This window comes from Halomonas terrestris, assembly GCF_049166755.1.
Classification (GTDB): domain Bacteria; phylum Pseudomonadota; class Gammaproteobacteria; order Pseudomonadales; family Halomonadaceae; genus Halomonas.
Genome location: NZ_JBMHFZ010000010.1, coordinates 1 through 17,651 on the forward strand (window position 1 = coordinate 1; position 17,651 = coordinate 17,651).

Annotated in this window: 14 protein-coding genes; 4 read left to right on the forward strand and 10 right to left on the reverse strand. The window is 69.1% G+C overall.

The annotated features are described in order from the left end of the window. Positions 1–254 precede the first annotated feature (254 nt). The 6 genes from ACOMD9_RS11185 to ACOMD9_RS11210 form a co-directional block, all read right to left on the reverse strand. Positions 255–1,382 (reverse strand): porin, encoded by a 1,128-nt coding sequence (locus tag ACOMD9_RS11185; RefSeq protein ID WP_421414784.1) that lies wholly within the window; start codon positions 1,380–1,382, stop codon positions 255–257. Between the two features lie 427 nt (positions 1,383–1,809). Then, positions 1,810–2,796, reverse strand: a complete 987-nt coding sequence (locus ACOMD9_RS11190; protein WP_421414787.1) for a ProQ/FINO family protein — start codon at positions 2,794–2,796, stop codon at positions 1,810–1,812. A 134-nt stretch (positions 2,797–2,930) separates the two neighbouring features. After that, a complete protein-coding gene (locus ACOMD9_RS11195) occupies positions 2,931–3,458 on the reverse strand; it encodes a dihydrofolate reductase (RefSeq protein ID WP_421415041.1) in 528 nt (175 codons plus the stop codon). Positions 3,459–3,472: 14 nt separating this feature from the next. Further along, positions 3,473–4,246, reverse strand: a complete 774-nt coding sequence (locus ACOMD9_RS11200; protein WP_421415043.1) for a thymidylate synthase — start codon at positions 4,244–4,246, stop codon at positions 3,473–3,475. A gap of 104 nt (positions 4,247–4,350) precedes the next feature. After that, positions 4,351–5,139 carry a prolipoprotein diacylglyceryl transferase gene (gene lgt, locus ACOMD9_RS11205; protein ID WP_421414788.1) on the reverse strand — a complete coding sequence of 263 codons (789 nt, stop codon included), beginning with the start codon at positions 5,137–5,139 and terminating at the stop codon, positions 4,351–4,353. Between the two features lie 133 nt (positions 5,140–5,272). Next, positions 5,273–6,658: a response regulator gene (locus tag ACOMD9_RS11210; protein WP_421414790.1), complete on the reverse strand. Its 1,386-nt coding sequence runs from the start codon at positions 6,656–6,658 to the stop codon at positions 5,273–5,275. A gap of 116 nt (positions 6,659–6,774) precedes the next feature. Here ACOMD9_RS11210 and ACOMD9_RS11215 point away from each other — a divergent pair, with 116 nt between their 5' ends. Then, a complete protein-coding gene (locus ACOMD9_RS11215; protein ID WP_421414792.1) occupies positions 6,775–7,554 on the forward strand; it encodes an NRDE family protein in 780 nt (259 codons plus the stop codon). 100 nt (positions 7,555–7,654) lie between these two features. Here the strand turns inward: ACOMD9_RS11215 and ptsP are convergent, their stop codons facing one another. Continuing rightward, positions 7,655–9,913, reverse strand: coding sequence for a phosphoenolpyruvate--protein phosphotransferase (gene ptsP / locus ACOMD9_RS11220; protein ID WP_421414794.1), 2,259 nt, complete (start codon positions 9,911–9,913; stop codon positions 7,655–7,657). A gap of 97 nt (positions 9,914–10,010) precedes the next feature. Beyond that, positions 10,011–10,502: an RNA pyrophosphohydrolase gene (locus tag ACOMD9_RS11225; RefSeq protein ID WP_421414796.1), complete on the reverse strand. Its 492-nt coding sequence runs from the start codon at positions 10,500–10,502 to the stop codon at positions 10,011–10,013. A gap of 170 nt (positions 10,503–10,672) precedes the next feature. On the opposite strand from ACOMD9_RS11225, the gene ACOMD9_RS11230 reads away from it, so the two are divergent. Next, the gene (locus tag ACOMD9_RS11230) at positions 10,673–11,329 is read left to right on the forward strand and encodes a histidinol-phosphatase (RefSeq protein WP_421414798.1); all 657 of its coding nucleotides are present in this window, start codon (positions 10,673–10,675) and stop codon (positions 11,327–11,329) included. Positions 11,330–11,451: 122 nt separating this feature from the next. On the opposite strand, the gene ACOMD9_RS11235 is transcribed toward ACOMD9_RS11230, so the two are convergent. After that, complete coding sequence (locus ACOMD9_RS11235) at positions 11,452–12,426, reverse strand: malate dehydrogenase (protein ID WP_421414800.1); 975 nt, start codon at positions 12,424–12,426, stop codon at positions 11,452–11,454. A gap of 245 nt (positions 12,427–12,671) precedes the next feature. Between ACOMD9_RS11235 and ACOMD9_RS11240 the strand changes: the two genes are divergently transcribed. Further along, a complete protein-coding gene (locus ACOMD9_RS11240; RefSeq protein WP_421414803.1) occupies positions 12,672–13,790 on the forward strand; it encodes an efflux RND transporter periplasmic adaptor subunit in 1,119 nt (372 codons plus the stop codon). Position 13,791: 1 nt separating this feature from the next. Beyond that, a complete protein-coding gene (locus ACOMD9_RS11245; protein WP_421414805.1) occupies positions 13,792–16,848 on the forward strand; it encodes an efflux RND transporter permease subunit in 3,057 nt (1,018 codons plus the stop codon). A 193-nt stretch (positions 16,849–17,041) separates the two neighbouring features. On the opposite strand, the gene rsd is transcribed toward ACOMD9_RS11245, so the two are convergent. Beyond that, complete coding sequence (gene rsd, locus ACOMD9_RS11250) at positions 17,042–17,548, reverse strand: sigma D regulator (protein WP_421414807.1); 507 nt, start codon at positions 17,546–17,548, stop codon at positions 17,042–17,044. Positions 17,549–17,651 lie beyond the last annotated feature (103 nt).

Consider the following 17,651-nt stretch of genomic DNA (forward strand, 5'->3'; position numbering starts at 1 on the left):
AGCCAAGTCACGAAGCCCATCATGATGCGCCTTGCAAGCGGATTCGACGCCGCCGGGGTCTGACCCACAGGGACCGGCAACGCTGGCAGTTCACCACCCACCCATTTGCAACGCCCTGATGATGCAGAAATATTGCTGGGGATGGGCGCCAGGCGGGAGCGACGCCGGAAGAGGGGTAACAAGAAAGCCGGCCCCGAGGGGCCGGCTTCTGTGTACTGCTTGCAGCGGATTCGCTACTTCAAGCGGGTAGCCGCTTAGAAGTGGTAGCGAGCACCCACCAGCCAGAACAGGCTGTCGTCGTTCTCTTCGACATCAACACCATCGGCGGTGCTGATGGTGATGTCGCCCTGGTCTTTACGGTTCAGCTCGGCGAAGACATCGAAGTTGCTGGACACCTTGTAGTAGGCGCCGGCGGCCCAGGCGGTGCGCTTCTCTTCGTTGTCCGGATCGACACGGTAGACGTCGGCGTTGAAGGCCCACTGGCCGATGGCGTAGGAGGCACCCAGGCCCCAGACGTCATAGCCGGAATAGCGCTGTGCTTCAGCCGCAGTGGTAGCACCTTCGAGGGCGCCGTCGTTGGTGTCCTGGGTCTCGTAGCCGAGGCGGGCGGAGAAGCCGTTGCCGAAGTCGTAGGCCGCGGTGGCACCGTAGATGTTCTCGTCGGCGCCACGCAGGTCGCGGCCGTCATAACGACGCTCGGTCAGCTGGTCGTCGTCACGATCCTGGACGAAGCCGGCGGCCAGGCGCAGGCCTTCCCACTCGTACTTCACGCCGCCCTGGGCGTTCAGCTTGGAGGAGTTGCTGCCCTCGGAACCAGCCTCCTGGCCGTTGCCGGTGTAGTGCTTGGCCATGATGAAGGCCTGGAAGCCGCTCAGGTCGGGCGTGTAGTAACCCAGGGAGTCGCCGCGGGCCTGCAGGTCGCCGCCGGCGCCGCCCTTGGAGAGCTCGAAGCCGCGATCGATGTAGACATCGAAGGGCGCGGCGACGAAGGAGTTGTAGTAGCTGTCGAAGTTACCGGCCTGGAAGGTACCGAACTGGTTGCTGCGCAGGCCCAGGTAGCTGTGCCGCACTTCGGCGAAGCCGGTGGACTGGTCACGCTCGTCGCCCTTGAAGCGCCACTCGACGCCGGCGAAGGCGCTCAGGTCGGAGGTGATCTCGTGGCTGCCGGTGAGGCGCAGGCGGGAGTAGACGTCACGGAATTCAGTGCCGTCGATCTTCTCACCATCGTCATTGGTCTCGGGACCGCCGCCGGAGATACCCATGGCGATACGGGCGTACAGGTCGACCTTGGTGCCGTCCTGGTCGTAGACGGTGGCGGCCTGAGCGGCAGCGGAGACGCCCAGGGCGCCGGCGATAGCAGTCGCTAACAGTGTCTTTTTCATCGCGATAGTTCCTTTGACTAGCTTACTGTTTCGATCGTTACTGCACGATTCACTCGGTGAATGCAGCCGGCTTGCCGGGCATGCTCTTTTGCCTTTCCTGCTCGACTCCCTCCCGGGAGGAATGGCAGGTGGCGCGGCACCACCTCAGCGAAGCCTTGTTATAGTCCAATGCTCGCAAGGGGAACTCTATACCGGGATTTTCGGGAACGCAACTAGAAAAAACACTGTTTTCCTTCGAGGCAGACCCCACCCACGGAACTTTCCCTTGCGCTGGCGGTCGGCGAGCCCTCCCGGCTGGCCGGCCGCCGCTGCCGGCTGGCCGACGCGAGTCGACCGAATACAGCCCAGGCAGCGATGAGCGGGTTCATGATGCCCCGCGAATATGCGGATGGCAAGCCAGGGGAGAATCAACGCTGGGCAGTGCCGCTCAACGTCCGTTGTGCTTGGCCAGCAGGGCGGAGAGTTTCTCCTCCAGGGTGGCCGGAGCGCTGGCCGTCTCGCCCGGCCGGGGCGGCGGCGGCCCGGCCGGGGGCTTCCTGTCAGGACTCTCCCCGCCGACGGTCCGCCCCTTCTGCCGCTGCGGCTTGGCCCGGGGCTTGCGGCGGTTGGCCTGCAGCCGCTCGAGCTTCCTGCGGGCGTGGTCGGCGGCCTCGCCATCGACGCGTCCGGCGGGCCGTCCGTCGAGGTCGATGCGCTCGGCATCCTCGCGTACCGACTTGAGGTAGCGCGGCAGGTTGACGTAGCAGGCCAGCGCCCGGCGCACCAGCTTCTCGGGCCAGGGTTCACGGGCGGTGAGCTCCTCGTGGATGCCCACCTTGAGCGGCCGGGTATGCCCCTTGAAGAAGGTCGAGCCGTAGCGCTGGTACCACTCGCCGAGCAGCGCCTGGGGCGACGGCGCCTCGCCGATCGGCAGGTCGCTCTGGGGATCGGATGCCGGTTCGGCGCCCGCCGGCGGGTCGGCGACGGGCGCCGCCCGATCCGCCCCCCTGGGGCGATGGCCGATCAGCGCCGAGAGCCCCTGGGCGCGGCGCGCCGGCATCGGGAAGGCGGCACCCGGTTCGCCGGCGGCGAGCTTGTCGTGCAGATGGCGGTTGTGCTCTTCCAGCTCGCGATTCTGCTCGTCGAGCTCGCGGTTCTCTTCCACCAGCTCCAGGCGGTTCGCCTCCAGTTCGGCCACGCGGCGCTCGAGCGCCTCGCAGTGCCGCGTCACCCCGCGCCGGTCGGCCAGTGCCTCCTCGGCCCGGGCGGCCAGTTCGGCATTGTGCGCCTCGAGCTCGCTGCGGCGGCGCTCCAGCTCGGCCAGCCGGGCCTGCATGGCCGACTGCTGCACACGGGCCTCGTGCAGCGCATCCAGCAAGGTCTCGGCGCGACCCTCCAGTGCCTCCAGCAGGCGGTATGGGCGTTCCTCGATCAAACCCTGACCCTCCAGGCAAACTCGTCGTCACGCGGTGTGGTGCATTCAGCTGCAAGTCTGTGCCAGATACCGCAGCATGACAAATGTCGCCGGATGGCGACCCTCGACGCCGCCCGACCCGCCTGGCCGGGCGACTAGCCGCCAGGGCGCCGGCGGTAGTGCACGAAGCTGTAGTGCGGCTGCCCTTCGGCGGGCTCGCCGGGCACGCGCTGCACCTCTTCCCATTCGGCCATGTCCAGCTCGGGGAAGCGGGCGTCGCCCTCCACCTCGATGTCGACCTCGGTGAGATAGAGTCGCGAGGCCAGCGGCAGCGCCTGGGCATAGATCTGGGCACCGCCCATCACCATGATCTCGTCGGCCGCGTCGATGGTGGCCTGCTGGTCGGCCAGGGCCAGGGCGGAGGCGAGGTCATGGCAGACCCGCACGCCCTCGGGGTGGAAGCCGGGGTCGCGGGTCACCACGATGTTGAGCCGCCCGGGCAGGGGGCGGCCGATGGACTCGAAGGTCCTGCGCCCCATCACCAGCGGCTTGGCCTGGGTCATGCGCTTGAAGAACCGGAGGTCCTCGGGCAGGTACCAGGGCAGCTGGTTGTCCACGCCGATCACCCGGTTCCTGGCCAGGGCGGCGATCATGGCGATGGGGACCAGGGTCTCGTCGTTCATGCCATCGGCCTCGCTCATACGGCCACCTCGGCCTTGATATGGGGATGCGCCTGGTAGTCCAGGATCTCGATGTCCTCGAAGCGGAACGCGAAGAGGTCGTCCACCTCCGGGTTGAGTCGCAGCCCGGGTGGCGCCAGCGGCCTGCGCGACAGCTGCAGCTCGGCCTGCTCCAGATGGTTCAGGTAGAGGTGCGCATCGCCCAGGGTGTGGATGAAGTCGCCGGGTTCGAGCCCGCTGACCCGGGCGATCATCTGCGTCAGCAGCGCATAGCTGGCGATATTGAAGGGCACGCCGAGGAAGATGTCGGCACTGCGCTGGTAGAGCTGGCAGGAGAGCCGCCCCTCGGCCACGTGGAACTGGAACAGGCAGTGGCACGGGGGCAGGGCCATCTCGTCCACCAGCGCCGGGTTCCAGGCCGAGACGATCAGGCGCCGGGAAGCGGGATTGTCGCGCAGCTGCTCGAGCAGCCGGGCGATCTGGTCGACGTGGCCGCCCCGCGGATCGGGCCAGCTGCGCCACTGGTAGCCGTACACCGGGCCCAGATCACCGTTCGCGTCGGCCCACTCGTCCCAGATGCGCACGCCATGCTCCCTGAGGTAGGCGATGTTGGTATCGCCGCGCAGGAACCACAGGAGCTCGTGGATGATCGAGCGCAGGTGCAGCTTCTTGGTGGTCAGCAGCGGGAAGCCCCGCGCCAGGTCGAAGCGCATCTGGTGGCCGAACAGCGAGCGGGTGCCCACCCCGGTGCGGTCGGCGCGCTCCGTGCCGCGCTCCAGCACGGCACGCATCAGGTCGAGGTAGGGCTGTTCGAGAGCGGGAAGCGTCTGGTCGGTCACGGCGTCGCCTGGGCTGGGTGAATGGGCTCGCTATTCTACATGCTGGCTTCGGCGGGCTACACCCTGGCATCCACCGGCTGGCGGCGCGACCAGAGGATCAGCAGGATGCCGAAGGCGATCATCGGCAGGGTGAGCAGCATGCCCATGGTCACCCAGCCGAAGGCGATGAAGCCGATATGGGCATCGGGCAGGCGCACGAACTCCACCGCGAAGCGGAACAGGCCGTAGAGCAGCAGGAAGAGCCCGGAGACCAGGCCGCGGCGCTGCGGCCTGGCCGAGACCCACCACAGCACCGCGAACAGCACCGCCCCTTCCAGCAGGGCCTCGTAGAGCGCCGAGGGGTGGCGAGGCTCGGGGCCCATGCCGGGAAACGGCATGCCCCAGGGAAGCTCGGTGACCCGGCCGGGCAGCTCGCGATTGATGAAGTTGCCGATGCGCCCGGCCCCCAGGCCGATCGGCACCAGGGGAGCGACGAAATCGGTGAGGGTGAAGAAGGCCAGGCGCTTGCGGCGGGCGAACCACAAGGCCGCCAGCAGCACGCCGACCAGCCCGCCGTGGAAACTCATGCCGCCGTCCCAGATGCGGAAGATCCACAGGGGGTCGGCCAGCCACTGCGGCATGCCGTAGAAGAGCGCATAGCCGAGCCGCCCGCCCAGCACCACCCCGAGGGCGGCATAGAACAGCAGGTCCCCCACGTCGTCATGGGTCAGCCCGATGCGGGCCGCCCGCCGCCGCCCGAGCCACCAGGCGGCCGCGAAGCCGATCACGTACATCAGCCCGTACCAGTGGATCTGCAAGGGCCCCAGGGAGATGGCGACAGGGTCGATATCGGGATAGTCGATCATGACAGCTTCCGGGTCGTCGGGAGAGAGTGTTCGGCCCCGCCGGCGACGGCAGGGTGGTAACGCTGAGAGGCCATCGGCCCCGGGCCGAGGGCACGCTGGCCGGCGCGATGGCGGGCTGGGCCGCGGGCAGGACTCATGGCGCCTCGGGCTTGTCGAAGCTGTCCGGCAGCCAGCGCCGCACCCTGTCGACCAGCGCCTGGGGGCGGTAGGGCTTGGCCAGGTAGTCGTCCATCCCCGCCTGGCGGAAGCGTCGCCGGTCGGCCTCGCTGGCGTTGGCGGTCAGGGCCACCAGCACGCTGCGTCGGCCATCGCCGCGTTCGGCCTCCTGCCCGCGCCAGCGGCGGCTGGTCTCCACCCCGTCCATGCCGGGCATGAAGATGTCCATCAGCACCAGGTCGAAGGCTTCCCGGCCGAACCACTCGAGCGCCTCGGCCCCGGAAGTGGCGGTCTCCACGGAGAGCCCCTGCCCTTCCAGCACCTGCCGGGCCAGCATCAGGTTGACCGGCCCGTCATCGACGATGAGTACCCGCGTCGCGCGGCTCCCCGGCACCCCGCCGAGCGGGGTCGGCGACTCGCCCGCCAGGTTGGCCAGCAGCACCGAGATGTCAGCCAGCCGTTCCCGCAGTTCGAGGAGCGCCGGATGCCTGGCATCGTCGCCGGGAACCGGGGCGGCCTCCTGGTCCAGCACCTCATCCAGCGAGGCCATCAGCGGCTTCAGTTCCCGGCGCAGGTGCGTCAGGTAGCCGGACTTGAGCCGCGACTCCTCCTGGGCCCGCTGGCGCCCGACCCGCAGCTGATCGAGATGGCGCTCGCGACTCGCCAGGTCCTCGAGCAGCACCAGTGCATGCCCCAGCCTGTCCTCGAGCTGCACCCGCAACCAGCGGGCCGACGGATGGCTGGCGCCGGCGGCACGCACCACGACCCGTTCGCCATCGCTCTCGGCCTCGTCGACGGGCAGCAGCTGGCCCAGCGACAGCCCACGCAGTTCGCCCTGCCCCAGCAACTCCTCCATGGCCGCATTGGCGGCCAGCACCCGGCCATGCCTGGCCAGCAGCACCGGCCGGCTGGTGCTCCCCAGCATGCGTTCGATGCGCGGCACCCGGCCCTGCGCCTCGACCAGCGCGCCCAGGCCGGCGACCAGTCGCGCCAGGCATGCCGACGGGTCGGCTTCGGGCGCATCGGGCCGGGGCAGCGCGGGCCTCTCCGACAGGGCCGGTTGCAGCTGGTCGAGATGGCGCTCCGCGGTGCCCAGGTGGTCGTCGAATGCCGCCTCGCAGGCGGCCAGGCGCTGTCGCAGCAGGGTCAGGAAGACCAGCACGTTCATGCTGCTGCCCAGCAGCAGGACCAGCGTCAGCCAGAAGGTCGTGCTCCAGGAGGCGTGGGTAGGCATCATCCACCACAGCAGCAACGCGACGATCAGGCACAGCACCACCAGGGCCGCCTGTGCCAGCAGCACGGGCCAGAGGATGGGCCGGACCAGTCGCGACCAGAGGCGTTCCCTGCTTGAGTCGATGCGCATCGTCTTCCCTGCGGGGCGAAGATGGCCAGAGTGTACGCCGCCCGACCGCCACTGTCATGGCGCCGGCCCAACGCAAGGACCTTCCCCCCCGGGCCGCACAACGCTAAGCTGCCGCCATGTGCCTGATCGCCTTCGACCATCGCCCCGGCAGCGCCTGCCCGCTGCGCCTGGTGGCCAACCGTGACGAGTTCCACGCCCGCCCGGCCGCGCCACTGGCGGCGTGGCGCGATGCCCCGGGCATCGTCGGCGGGCGCGACCTGGAGGCCGGCGGCACCTGGCTGGCGGTGCATCACCGTGGCCGCTTCGCCGCCGTCACCAATGTCCGCGACCCGCGCCTCAAGCTGCCGGCCGGCGCCCCCAGCCGTGGCAGCCTGGTCCGCGAGGCGCTCGAGTGCGACGACCTGCCGGCATGGCTCGACCGCCTGGCTTCCGGGGAGGCCCGGCACTATGCGGGCTTCAATCTCGTGGCCGGCGACGGCGAACGGCTCTGGCACCTGCACCGTGGCCTCGACGGCATCGCCCTGAAGGTCGTGCCCCCGGGGCTGCACGGTCTCTCCAACGCCAGCCTGAACACCCCCTGGCCCAAGCTGATCGCGGCTCGCCAGGGTCTCGCCACCAGCCTGCGCCACGGGCGATGGCCCCGGGACGCCCTGAGCGTGATGGGCGACCCGCGGCCCGCCGATGACGACCAGTTGCCGGAAACCGGCGTGGGGCTCGAACTGGAGCGCCGCCTCTCCTCCCCCTTCATCCTCGGCCAGGACTACGGCACCCGGGCCATGACCTGGCTGGGCTGGCATGCCGATGGCCACATCGAGATCGGCGAGCGACGCTTCGGACCGGAGGGGGTGGCACTGGGGGAGACCCAGCTTCGCTGGGAGCTAGAAGCTAGAAGCTAACATCCCCCACCTGCAGCAGGATCAAGGGTTTGCTTCCGGCTTCCAGGCGCGAAGCGCCGCTCTTCCAGCTTATGGCTTGAAGCTCCGGGCGAAGCCCGGGTCAATCCCTCGGCGGCAGCAGGTGGGCCAGCTGCCACTCGCCCAGCCGCTCGTTGAGGTGGCGACGCACCGCGACGGGGCTGTCCAGGCGCAGGGTCTCCTCGACCAGCTGCCGGGCGGCCTTCAGCGAGACCCGGCGAATGGCGGCCCTCACCCGGGGCAGGCTGGGCGCGTTCATGGAGAGCGAGCCGAAGCCCATGCCCATCAGCAGCAGGGCGCCGGCCGGGTCACCGGCCAGTTCGCCGCACACCGAGGTCGGCATCTGCAGGGCCTCCGACTCCCTGGCCAGACGCGCCATGGCCGAGAGCACCGCGGGATGGCAGGCATCGTAGAGCTCGGCGACCCGGGGATTGTTGCGGTCCACCGCCAGCAGGTACTGGGTCAGGTCGTTGCTGCCCACCGAGAAGAAATCGACACGCTCGGCCAGGGCATCGAGCTGGTAGAGGGTCGCCGGCACCTCCAGCATCACCCCGACCCTGGGGCGGTTGACCACGACGTCCTCCTCGCCCAGTTCGATGATGGCGCGATCGAGCAGCCGCAGGGCATCGTCGACCTCGTCGACATTGGTCACCATGGGCAGCAGCACCTGGAGGTTGTCGAGCCCCTGGGAAGCGCGCAGCATGGCGCGCAGCTGCACCATCAGCACCTCGGGGTGATCGAGGGTGACGCGGATGCCCCGCCAGCCGAGAAAGGGGTTGGCCTCGTCGATGGGAAAATAGGGCAGGTCCTTGTCGCCGCCGATGTCCAGGGTGCGCATCACCACCGGCAGGGGAGCGAAGCTCTCGAGCTGGTCACGGTAGAGTCGGGTCTGCTCCTGCTCGCCGGGGAAGCGCTCGGTGATCATGAACGGCACTTCGGTGCGATAGAGCCCCACCCCGCTGATGCGGCTCTTCAGCGACGCCACGGCGTCCACCGCCAGGCCGGTGTTGACCATCAGGGGCATGTCGTGGCCGTCGGGCGTGCGGCTCGGCAGGTCCTGCTCGTGCTCGAGCACCTCGGCCAGCGCCAGCTCCTCGTCGATCAGGTTCTGGTAGTGGCTTTCCAGGTCGGCCCCGGGGCGCACGAAGAGCCGGCCGCGGTGGCCGTCGAGCACCACCGGGGCGCCACTCAGGCGCGGCAGGGGCAGGTCGACCATGCCCAGCACCGTGGGAATCCCCATGGCCCTGGCGACGATCGCCACATGCGAGGTACTGGAACCGCGCACCGAGACCAGCCCGGCCAGCCTGTCCCTCGGCACCTCGCCGAGCATCGCCACGCTGATCTCGTCACCCACCAGGATGGTGCGGTCGGGGTAGACGTCGGGGGTCTGGGGGCTCTCCTCCTGGAGGTGGGCCAGCACCCGGCGGCCCAGGTCGCGCACGTCGGCGGCCCGTTCCCTGAGATAGTCGTCGTCGACCCGTTCCAGGTACTGCACGTGGCGGCGCACCACGTCGGCCAGCGCCCCGGGGGCCCACTGCCCCTCGCGGATGCGCTTCACCACCTCCTGGGAGAGCGCCGCCTCGCCCAGCATCTGCTGGTAGACCTCGAACAGCGCCAGCTCCTGGGCCGAGATGCGGCTGGCCAGGCGTTCGCCGGCGGAGCGGATCTCCTCGCGGACCTTGCCGATGGCCTCCCGGAGCCGGGTGATCTCGTAGTCGACATCGGTGGGAATCAGGTCAGGCACGCTGTTCAGGTCGGCAGGCGGGGCGATCACCACCGCCTCGCCGATGGCCATGCCGGGCGAGGCGGCCACCCCGGTGAACATCGCCTGGCCATCGAGGCTGGGCCGGGTCAGGCTGCCGGTGGCCAGGGCGTGGGCCAGCACGCCGGCCAGCTGCGCCGCCATGGTGACCAGGAAGGCCTCGTCCTCCTCGTCGTAGCGGCGCTTCTCGGCCTGCTGCACCACCAGCACGCCGAGGGTGCGGCGCTGGTGGATGATGGGCACGCCGAGGAAGCTGGAGTAGCGCTCCTCGCCGGTGGCCTCGAAGTAGCGGAATTGCGGGTGCGCCTGGGCATCCTCCAGGTTGAGCGGCTCCTCGCGGCTCGCCACCAGGCCCACCAGCCCCTCGCCCCGGGGGAGCGCCACCTGCCCCACCGCCTGGGTACGCAGGCCGATGGTCTCCATCAGCACCAGCTGGTCGAGCTCCGCCTCGTAGAGATAGAAGGAGCAGACGTCGGTACGCATCGCCTTGCGGATGCGGCGCACCATGGTGGACAAGGCCACGTCCAGGTTGCGAGCCCCGTTGACCTCCTGGATGATGCGGCGCAAAACCTCGAGCATTGGCGTCCTGCTGTCCATTCGTTGTTCTCTCTTGCCTCGCCGGGGCGTTGACTGACCTTGTCAGACCCCGGCCCCGGCCGCGGTGTTCCTGCCGCGCCTAGCCGTGGCCGAGCGCCAGCCGCTGGGCCCGGGGGGAAAGCTCCCGCAAGGCACGCCGGTAGACTTCCCGCTTGAAGGGCACCACCTGTCCCAGGGGGTACCAGTAACTGACCCAGCGCCAGCCATCGAACTCCGGCTTGGGCGAGCCATCCATGCAGATGCGGCTCTCCTGACAGCGAATCCGCAGCAGGAACCACTTCTGCTTCTGGCCGATGCAGACCGGCCGTGAGTTGGTGCGAATCATGCGTCGCGGCAGGCGGTAGCGCAGCCAGCCCCGGGTGCAGGCAAGAATCTCGACGTCATCGGCGGTGAGGCCGATTTCCTCGTGCAACTCGCGAAAAAGTGCCTGTTGCGGTGTCTCGTTCGCCTTGATGCCTCCCTGGGGAAACTGCCACGCATTCTGCCCTACCCGACGCGCCCAAAGCAGCTGCCCCCGTTCGTTGACGATGATGATCCCAACGTTGGGGCGAAAGCCGTCTGCGTCGATCACGGGCTTCACCTTATGAATCCAGATTGAAGCCATTCTTCCACAAGGCCACGAAGCGCATCAACAAGGCATCGGTCGCACGACGTCGCGGCTCGCAGCCGGAAGCCGCTTCTGCGATAATCGCCGGCCTTCGAACCTGACCGATACCTAGCCGATAACCAATGGGAGTTGCCGTGAGCCTGGCCATCTTCGACCTGGACAATACGCTACTGTCGATCGACAGCGATCATGCCTGGGGCGAGTTCCTTCTGGAGCAGGGCGCCGTGGACCCGGTGGCCTACAAGGAAGCCAACGACCGTTTCCTGGCCGACTACGAGGCCGGCACCCTGGACATCCATGCCTTCCTCGAGGTGGCCCTGAAGCCCCTGGCGGAGAACAGCCCCGAGCAGCTCGCCGCCTGGCACCAGCAGTTCATGGCCAGCAAGATCGAGCCGCACATCCTGCCCCGGGGCGAGGAACTGGTGGCCCGCCATCGCACCCGCGGCGACACCCTGCTGATCGTCACCGCCACCAACCGCTTCATCACCGGCCCCATCGCCGAGCGCCTGGGGGTGGACGAGCTGATCGCCGTGGAGCCCGAGGTGGTCGACGGCCGCTACACCGGCCGGGTCGAGGGCATCCCCAGCTACCGCGAGGGCAAGGTCAAGCGCCTCGAGGCCTGGCTGGCCGACAAGGAGATCACCCTGGACGACGCCTGGTTCTACAGCGACTCCCACAATGACCTGGCGCTGCTGGAACTGGTGGACCACCCGGTGGCGGTGGACCCGGACCCCACCCTGCGCGAGGTGGCCGAGCGGAAAGGCTGGAAGATCATCAGCCTGCGCGACTGATCCGGCCGAAGGCCGGATCAGAGCCGTAAGCCCTAAGCCATAAGAAAACCCCGCCAGGCGTCGCCTGAGCGGGGTTTTCTCTTCCAGGCGCGAAGCGCCGTCCTTATAGCTGACAGCTGGCGCTAGCCAAGCAGGTGCTCGACGGCGGCGCGCTCTTCGCGCAGCTCGTCTTCGGTGGCCTTCATCTTCTGCTTGCTGAAGTCGTCGAGCTCGAGGCCCTGGACGATCTCGTAGGCGCCGTTCTTGCACACCACCGGGTAGGAGTAGATGATGCCCGGCTCCACGCCGTAGCTGCCGTCGGCCGGGATCGCCATGCTGACGATGCCGTCGCTGCCCAGCGCCCAGTCGCGCATGTGGTCGATCGCGGAGGAGGCCGCCGAGGCCGCGGAGGAAGCACCGCGCGCCTTGATGATGGCGGCACCGCGCTGCTGCACGTCGGGGATGAAGGTGTGCTCGTACCAGTCACGCTCGACCAGCTCGGCCGCCGGCGTGCCGGCCACCTTGCAGTGGGCGATGTCGGGATACTGAGTGGCGCTGTGGTTGCCCCAGATGATCATGCCTTCCACGTCGGTGACGTGCTTGCCGGTCTTCTGGGCCAGCTGCGTCAGGGCGCGGTTGTGGTCCAGGCGGGTCATGGCGGTGAACTGGCCCGGGTCCAGGTCCGGCGCGTTGCAGGAGGCGATCAGCGCGTTGGTGTTGGCCGGGTTGCCTACCACCAGCACCTTCACGTCGCGGCTGGCATTGTCGTTGAGCGCCTTGCCCTGGACGGAGAAGATCGCCGCGTTGGCTTCCAGCAGGTCCTTGCGCTCCATGCCCGGACCGCGCGGACGGGCGCCGACCAGCAGGGCGTAGTCGGCGTCCTTGAAGGCGACGTTGGCGTCATCGGTGGCGACGATCTCCTGCACCAGCGGGAAGGCGCAGTCGTTGAGCTCCATCACCACCCCCTTCAGGGCCTCCATCGCCGGCGTGATCTCGAGCAGTTGCAGGATGACCGGCTGGTCCTTGCCCAGCATGTCGCCGGAGGCAATGCGGAAGGCGAGCGAGTAGCTGATCTGGCCGGCAGCACCGGTAATGGCAATACGGACGGGATCTTTCATGGTGGCTCCTTGGGTTGTCAACGCGCGGGTTGTCGCCGTGAGGATGGGCCAGGGCAGGCAGGCCACCTGCCCCGGCCGGAATTCGGACCGCCAAGATGGTATGCCTGCAGTGCACAAAACTCAATTCGACGTGCGGCTAGTGGCGGCAGCCACACGCCTCGAGACACCCCTGCCGGCCCTGAGCTATCCTGAGCCGGTTGACGCCCTCGCTGCACGAACATCGTACCGAACCAGGGAAGGTCCGAATGCCTCGCCGCCACCCCCCGCTCTCCGTACTGCTGGCCATCGGCCTGGTACTGCTGTTGCTGCTATGGCTCGCCCTGGGTGACCTGGAGCGCTTTCGCGACACCGCACCACCGGGGGCCGATGCCGAGGCATCCGAGCCACCGCGGGTGGAGGTGCGTGAGCGCCGGGCGGAGGACCATGCCCCGCGGCTGCTGGTACAGGGCCAGCTCGAGGCCCACCGCGAACTGGAGCTGCGGGCCCGCCAGGCCGGGCGGGTCGCGGCGCTGCCCGTGCCCCTGGGCAGCCCGGTCGAACACGGCGAGGTGCTGCTGGAGATCGCCAGGGACGAGTTGCCCGAGCGACTCGAGCAGGCCGAGGCGGAACTCGCCCTGGCCCGGGCCGAGCTGGCCGGGGCCGATGACCTGCGCCGACGCGAGCTGATCTCCAACCCGGACTACCTGCGCCTGCAAAGCGGCGTCAGCCGGGCCGTGGCCGAGGTCGCCGCACTGCGCCGCCAGCTCGACGAGACCCGCCCCACCGCACCCTTCGACGGCGTCCTCGACCGCCTCGACGTGGAGCCCGGCGATCTGCTGCAGGTCGGCGAGAGCTGGGGGCGCCTGGTGGACGCCAGCCGCCTCATCGCCAGCGGCTGGGCCCCGCAGCGGGAGGCCCTGGGCCTGGCGCCGGGCCTGGCCGCCGAGGTGCGCCTGCTCGATGGCTCGCGGCTTGACGGGGAACTGACCCATGTGGCCAGCCGTGCCGACGAGAGCACCCGCAGCTTCCGTATCGAGGTGGCCGCGGACAACCCCGAGGGGCGCCGCCTGGCCGGCGCCAGCGCCACCCTGGTCGTCACCCTGCCCGAGCGCCAGGTCCACCGTCTCTCCCCCGCCCTGCTCGAGCTCGACGACCAGGGTCGGCTGGCCGTCAAGCACCTGGATGACGACGATCGCGTGGTGCTCGAGCGGGTCGAGCTGGTCGATGCCGACGCCCGCGAGGCCCGGGTGGCCGGCCTTCCCGAGCGGGTGCGGTTGATCACCCTGGGGGGCGGCTTCGTCGCACCCGGGGAGCGGGTCACGGCGGTAGCCGCCGAGGCCATGCCGGAAGCCCGGAGCGCCCTCGCACCGCCGGAGCCGCGCTGACATGCGCGCCCTCATCGAGGCGGCGCTGGAGCGTTCGCGCACCACCCTGCTGCTGCTGGCCGCGCTGCTGCTCGCCGGCCTGGCGGCCTGGCAGGCGGTGCCCAAGGAGGCCAATCCCGACGTCACCATTCCCCTCATCTATGTCTCCCTGTCGCTGGAGGGCGTGAGCCCCGAGGATGGCGAACGCCTGCTGGTGCGCCCCATGGAGCAGGAGCTGCGCACCATCGAGGGCCTGCGCAAGCTGACCTCGCAGTCGAGCGAGGGCCATGCCGCGGTGATGCTGGAGTTCGACGCCGGCTTCGACCCCGACCAGGCCCTCACGGATGTGCGCGAGGGAGTCGACATCGCCAGCGCCGAACTGCCCGGCGAGGCCGACGAGCCGCGTGTCATGGAGGTCAATGTGGGGCTCTTCCCGGTGCTCACCATCGGCCTCTCGGGTCCGCTGGACGAGACCCGGCGGCTGGCCGTGGCGCGCCAGCTCGAGGAGGAGATCGAGGGGATCGCCGGGGTGCTGGAGGTCGATATCGGCGGCGATCGCGAGGACCTGCTCGAGATCGTCGTCGACCCGCTGGTGCTCGACAGCTACGGCGTCGATTTCGACAGCCTGTTCAGCCTGGTCAGCCGCAACAACCGCCTGGTGGCCGCGGGCAGCCTCGACACCGGCGCCGGCCGCATGGCGCTGAAGGTGCCCGGGGTGATCGAGGATCTCGAGGACGTGATGGGCATGCCGGTGAAGGTCGATGGCGAGCGGGTGGTGACCTTCGGCGACGTGGCCTGGATCCGTCCCACCTTCAAGGACCCGGAGGGCTTCGCGCGCATCGACGACCAGCCGGCGCTGGTGCTGGAGATCTCGAAGCGCGCCGGGGCCAACATCATCGCCACCATCGAGCAGGTGCACGGCCTGCTGAAGGAGGCCGCCGGACTGATCCCCGAGGAGCTCGAGGTCACCACCATCATGGACCAGTCCGAGACCGTCGAGGAGATGCTCTCGGAGCTGCTCAACAACGTGCTCACCGCGGTGGCGCTGGTGCTGGTGGTGATCCTGGCCGCCATGGGGGTGCGCTCGGCGCTGATGGTGGGGCTGACCATCCCCGGCGCCTTCCTCACCGGCATCCTGCTGATCTGGGTGATCGGCTACACCCTGAACATCGTGGTGCTCTTCTCGTTGATCCTGGTCGCCGGGATGCTCGTCGACGGCGCCATCGTGGTCAGCGAGCTGGCCGACCGCCACCTGCGCCAGGGCCAGTCGCCCCGCGAGGCCTGGGTCAATGCCGCCGCACGCATGAGCTGGCCGGTGATCGCGTCCACCGCCACGACGCTGGCGGTGTTCATCCCCCTGCTGTTCTGGCCCGGCGTGGTGGGCGAGTTCATGAAGTACCTGCCGGCCACGGTGATCCTCTGCCTGCTCGCCTCCCTGGCCATGGCACTGGTGTTCCTGCCCACCCTGGGCGGGGTCTTCGGCGCCCGTGCCACCCGCGTCCGCAACGACCGGGAGCTGATCACCGCCGGCGGCCGCCTCTACCGCGCCCTGCTCGCCCGGCTGCTGGCCTGGCCGGGGTTGACCCTGGTGATCGCCCTGCTGCTGATGGCGCTGATCTACACCGCCTATGCCCGCTTCAATCACGGGGTCGAGTTCTTTCCCAGCGTGGAGCCCGACAACGCCCAGGTGCTGGTGCGCTCCCGGGGCGACTTCTCGGCCGAGGAGAAGGACGCCGTGGTGCGCAGGGTCGAGGCCAGGCTCGCCGGCATGAGCGAGGTCGAGGCCCTCTATGCCCGCTCCTTCACGGCGCCCGACGAGCAGCTCGGTGCCGACGTGATCGGGGTGCTGCAGTTCCAGCTGATCGACTGGCAACAGCGCCGCCCCGCCGGCACCATCCTCGCCGAGATGGCCGAGCGTACCCGCGAGCTGCCCGGGGTGATGCTGGAGTTCCGTGAACAGGAGATGGGGCCGGCGGGGGGCAAGCCCATCGTGCTGGAGCTCAGCGCCCATGATCCGGCCCTGACGGACCAGGCGGTGACCGCGCTGCGCAGGACCATGCTCGACCTGGGCGGTTTCCGTGACATCGAGGACAACCGCAGCCTGCCCGGGGTGGAGTGGCGCGTGCGGGTCGACCGCGAGGCGGCCGCCCGCTTCGGCACCGACGTGACCGCCATCGGCAGTGCCGTGCAGCTGATCACCACCGGGCTGCAGGTGGCCAGCTACCGCCCCGCCGGGGTCAATGACGAGGTGGACATCCGGGTGCGCCTGCCGGAGGACGCGCGGTCGCTGGACCAGCTCGGCCGGCTGACGCTGAACACTCGCCGGGGGCAGGTACCGATCTCCCACTTCGTGACCCTGGAGCCGGCACCCAAGGTGGGCACCCTGCACCGCATCGACGGGCGTCGCGCCATCACCCTGGAGGCCGACGTGGAAGATGGATACCGTCCCGACGAGCGCCTGCGCACCCTGCTCGATGCCATGGAACCGCTTCCCGAGGGGGTGATCGTCAATGTCGCCGGCGAGCAGGAGGACCAGCAGGAAGCGATGCAGTTCCTGGTCACCGCCTTCCTGGTGGCGATCTGCCTGATGGCCCTGATCCTGGTCACCCAGTTCAACAGCCTCTACCAGGCGGCACTGGTGCTCTCGGCGATCGTCTTCTCCACCGCCGGAGTGCTGCTGGGGCTGCTGGCCAACGCCCAGCCCTTCGGTATCGTCATGGTGGGAATGGGCATCATCGCCCTGGCGGGAATCGTGGTGAACAACAACATCGTGCTGATCGATACCTACAACCAGCTGCGCCGCGAGGGACTCGGCGCCAGCGAGGCGGCGCTGGAGGCCGGCGGGCTGCGCCTGCGGCCGGTCCTGCTCACCGCCCTCACCACGGTGCTCGGGCTAACCCCCATGGTGCTCGGGGTCAACGTCAACCTGTTCGCCCCGAGCCTGGGGATCGGCGCCCCATCGACCCAGTGGTGGACCCAGCTCTCCAGCGCCATCGCCGGCGGCCTGACCTTCGCCACCGGGCTGACGCTGCTGCTCACCCCCTGCATGCTGGTGCTGGGCGCCCGGTTTCACCGGTAGCTGGAAGCGGGAAGCGGGAAGCGGGAAGCGGGAAGCGGGAAGCGGGAAGCGGGAAGCGGGAAGCGGGAAGCGGGAAGCGGGAAGCGGGAAGGCAGCATAAGCTTGCCGCATCCCATGGCAAACACCCCCGCAGCACTGCCAAGGGGGTGTTTCTTCTTCGAGCTCATGGCTTGCAGCTCCCGGAGGAGCCGGGTCAGACGCGGGTCTGCGCCCTCGCCTCGGCCCGGGAGGTGTCCGGGGCATGGGCCGCATGCAGGCGGGCAATCAGCTGGTCTTCCAGGGCAAAGCGTTCGGTCAGCCCCTTGGCCAGGCGATCGAGCCAGGCCGGCAGGCGCGCCAGGTGCTGCTTGCAGCGCATCGGGCTCTCGTAGTCGGCGTCGAAGGCCAGCACCAGTTCGGTGGACATCTCCAGACGCTCCAGCAGCTTGTCGGCGATACCCAGCGCCTCGTGATCGTCGAAGGCCCTGGCCTCCTCCCGCAGCTGGGGATAGATCTCGAAGTGCCCGGCACTGATGTAGTCCATCAGCAGCTCGCTGAAGGCGTCGATGCGTGCCTTGCTCACCGCTTCCAGCTCCGCGTCGCAGGCTTCCTTGAGTTCGAGGAAGTTGACCAGCAGCTCACGGCGCTCGTCGAGCCAGCGGTCGATCAACTCGTGCACGCCACCCCAGCGCTCGAGCGCGGTCTTGCAATCTTCCAGCATGGGCGCCTCCCTTGCTCGATGATGCCGAAGGCGTCGTCCGCCCGGCCGTCGAATCCACAGACTCACCCCTGCCGGGCCTGCTGTCAATGCTGTTCCTCCTGGC